Source organism: Bradyrhizobium sp. PRIMUS42, from assembly GCF_023006515.1.
GTDB lineage: Bacteria > Pseudomonadota > Alphaproteobacteria > Rhizobiales > Xanthobacteraceae > Bradyrhizobium.
In genome coordinates this window covers 1-3,471 of sequence record NZ_JALBGZ010000665.1, presented here as the reverse complement: position 1 = coordinate 3,471, position 3,471 = coordinate 1, and the positions used below count along the sequence as shown (strand labels likewise).

Sequence of the window (3,471 nt, the reverse complement as noted above, 5' to 3'; positions counted from 1 at the left end):
CCGATGGCCGCCCAGGCTGGTCCGGTTCCGGGTACGCAGCCGACCGTGGTGCCGCCGCTGCCCGCGCCGGTCACCGTGCGCTAAGAACTCCACGACATCTGATAGAGCGAAGGGCGTGCCACCGGCACGCCCTTCGTCGTTTCAGGCCAGCTTGCGCGGCAACTCGCGGCCCCCAGTGAAGGCGTCGATCGCCTCGACCATCTGGCCATAGTGGATGCGCAAGCCGTCCTCGGTGGCGTAGCCGAGATGCGGCGTCAGCACGAGATTGTCGAGCTTGCGGAAGGGATGGTCGACCGGTAGCGGCTCGACCGCGAACACGTCAATGCCGGCGCCCGCGATCTTGCGCTGCTGCAAGGCCTCGAGCAGCGCCTGCTCGTCCACGATCGGCCCGCGCGCGGTGTTGACGAGAAAGGCCGTCGGCTTCATTCGCGCGAGATCGGCAGCGCCGACCAGCCCGCGCGAGCGCTCGCTCAGCACCACATGGATGGTGACGATGTCAGCCTTGGCGAACAGCTCCTCCTTGGTGGCGTAGCCGACGCCTGCGCCTGCGCACTTCTCCGGCGTGAGATTCGGGCTCCAGGCGATCACGTTCATGCCGAAGGCCTTGGCGATCCCGGCCATCTTGCTGCCGAGCTTGCCGAGCCCGACGATGCCGAGCGTCATTCCCTCGATCTCGACGCCCGCAAAGGTCTGCCAGGGCTCGCCGGCATGCATGCGCGCATTCTCGCGGCCGATGCCGCGCGTCAGCTCCAGGATCAGGCCCATGGTCAGCGGTGCCGTGGGATCGCGCGAATATTGCGTGCCGCCGATCGCCACATTGCGTGCCGTCGCGGCTTCCATGTCGATCGCGGCATTGCGCATGCCTGAGGTGAGCAGCAGCTTCAGCTTCGGCAAGCTCTCGAACAGGCTCTTGGGGAATGCGGTGCGCTCACGCATCGCGCAGATGATCTCGAAGTCGGCGAGCGCGCTTACTGCGGCCTGTTCGGAGGCGAAGGGATGGCTGAACACGGTGACGTCGAGACGGTCGGACAGTTTCTGCCAGTCGGCGACGTCGAGTGCGAGGTTGAAATAGTCGTCGAGAATTGCACAGCGCAGCCGGCTCATCAGCGTTCATCCATGGCGAGAGGTGAGGGCGCCAGGCGAGCGCCGTCGTCGGAACCAAGCCATGGTTGCGCGCAATCACGCCTGCGCGCAAGTCGCTCGCGCCTTCAAAAATCCGACAGGGGAGCGGCGCTCAGAGGTCGCGGGGCTTCAGGCGGAACGGCGCATCCATGCCGTGCTTGGCGCGCCAGGCGGGGCCGGGGCCGCGCATGTAGTGCAGTTCGGGCCGGTAGGGATTGAAGGCGGTGGCGAAGAAGCGCTTCCAGAATCCCTTGATCTCCGAGGCGAAGTCGGAGATGTGGCCGGCTTCTGCCGGAACAGGAAGAGAATGGGTCTCGATCAGAGCCATGATGCGGCCTCGCTTTGCTCCCGTTCGTTCTGAGCGGGTGGCGCTGTTTCCGCGCGAAACCGAGCTTTCGGCCTGATTTATTAAAAGATGGTTTCAATTGTCCGGATCGGTGGCCGGATGGTGACCGTCCCGTATTCATCCGTGGTGAACGGACGGAAAACATTGCCCTTTGGGGACGGGATCGCTACATCGCAGGCGAAGCAAATTTCCTCAAATCGAAGGTTTTCGGGACCGATGGCGCGCCAGTTCATCTATTTCATGCAGGGCCTGACCAAGAGCTACCCGACCCGGAAGGTGCTCGACAACATCCATCTGTCATTCTACCCGGACGCCAAGATCGGCGTGCTCGGCGTCAACGGCTCGGGCAAGTCGACGCTGCTCAAGATCATGGCTGGCCTCGACAAGGAGTATAACGGCGAGGCCTGGGTCGCGCAGGGCGCCCGCGTCGGCTATCTCGAGCAGGAGCCGCATCTCGATCCCGCACTCAGCGTGCGCGAGAACGTCATGCTGGGCGTCGCCAAGCAGAAGGCCATCCTCGATCGCTACAATGAGCTGGCGATGAACTACTCCGAGGAAACCGCCGACGAGATGACCAAGCTGCAGGACGAGATCGAGGCCCAGGGCCTCTGGGATCTCGACAGCAAGGTCGACCAGGCCATGGACGCGCTGCGCTGCCCGCCCGACGATGCCGACGTGACGAAGCTCTCCGGCGGTGAGCGTCGCCGCGTCGCCCTGTGCAAGCTGCTGCTCGATCAGCCCGAATTGCTGCTGCTGGACGAGCCGACCAACCATCTCGACGCCGAGTCGGTGTCGTGGCTCGAAGGCCATTTGCGCTCCTATCCCGGCGCGATCCTGATCGTGACCCACGATCGCTACTTCCTCGACAACGTCACGAGCTGGATTCTCGAGCTCGATCGCGGCAAGGGCATTCCCTACGAGGGCAATTACTCGTCCTGGCTGGTGCAGAAGCAGAAGCGGCTGGAGCAGGAAGGACGCGAGGACGCCGCGCATCAGAAGACGATCGCCCGCGAGCAGGAATGGGTCGCGTCCTCGCCGAAGGCGCGCCAGGCCAAGTCGAAGGCGCGCTATCAGCGCTACGAGGAGCTGCTCAAGCAGGCGAGCGAGAAGCAGACCCAGACCGCGCAGATCATCATCCCCGTCGCCGAGCGGCTCGGCGCCAACGTGGTCGATTTCGAAGGCCTCAGCAAAGGCTATGGCGATCGCCTCCTGATCGACGATCTCACCTTCAAGCTGCCGCCTGGCGGCATCGTCGGTGTGATCGGCGCCAACGGCGCCGGCAAGACCACGCTGTTCAAGATGATCACCAAGCAGGAAACGCCGGACAAGGGCACGATCACGGTCGGCGAGACCGTGCATCTCGGCTATGTCGACCAGTCGCGCGACGCGCTCGACGGCAACAAGAACGTGTGGGAGGAGATCTCCGGCGGCAACGAGCTGATCCTGCTCGGCAAGAAGGAGGTCAACTCGCGCGGCTATTGCTCGTCGTTCAACTTCAAGGGTGCCGACCAGCAGAAGAAGGTCGGCGCGCTCTCCGGCGGTGAACGCAACCGCGTGCATCTCGCCAAGATGCTGAAGTCCGGCGCCAACGTCCTGCTGCTCGACGAACCGACCAACGACCTCGACGTCGACACGCTGCGCGCGCTCGAAGAGGCGCTGGAGGATTTTGCTGGCTGCGCCGTCATCATCAGCCATGACCGCTGGTTCCTCGACCGTATCGCGACCCACATCCTGGCCTTCGAAGGCGACAGCCACGTCGAATGGTTCGAAGGCAACTTCCAGGATTACGAGAAGGACAAGATGCGCCGGCTCGGCCAGGACAGCATCATTCCGCACCGCGTGAAGTACAAGAAGCTGACGCGGTGATGGCGGCATGATGCAGCGGGCGCTCATCGCTGCGGTGATCGCGGTCACCTGCGGCTCGTCACCCGCCCGCGCCGCCGATGCCGCGTTCACGCAGTTCATCGCCTCGCTGTGGCCGGAGGCGCAGGCCGAAGGCGTCT

At 64.3% G+C, this 3,471-nt stretch carries 3 protein-coding genes and 1 pseudogene; 2 read left to right on the top strand and 2 right to left on the bottom strand.

Going from position 1 to position 3,471, the window contains the following annotated elements:
• Positions 1-141: 141 nt before the first annotated feature.
• Positions 142-1,104 carry a D-2-hydroxyacid dehydrogenase family protein gene (locus MOV75_RS31465; RefSeq protein ID WP_246930821.1) on the bottom strand — a complete coding sequence of 321 codons (963 nt, stop codon included), beginning with the start codon at positions 1,102-1,104 and terminating at the stop codon, positions 142-144.
• Positions 1,105-1,234: 130 nt separating this feature from the next.
• Complete coding sequence (locus MOV75_RS31460) at positions 1,235-1,450, bottom strand: hypothetical protein (protein ID WP_246930820.1); 216 nt, start codon at positions 1,448-1,450, stop codon at positions 1,235-1,237.
• Between the two features lie 234 nt (positions 1,451-1,684).
• Here MOV75_RS31460 and ettA point away from each other — a divergent pair, with 234 nt between their 5' ends.
• Both ettA and MOV75_RS31450 read left to right on the top strand, forming a co-directional pair.
• Complete coding sequence (gene ettA / locus MOV75_RS31455) at positions 1,685-3,334, top strand: energy-dependent translational throttle protein EttA (protein ID WP_246930819.1); 1,650 nt, start codon at positions 1,685-1,687, stop codon at positions 3,332-3,334.
• A gap of 7 nt (positions 3,335-3,341) precedes the next feature.
• A pseudogene (locus MOV75_RS31450) lies at positions 3,342-3,471 on the top strand (lytic murein transglycosylase); the annotation flags it as partial.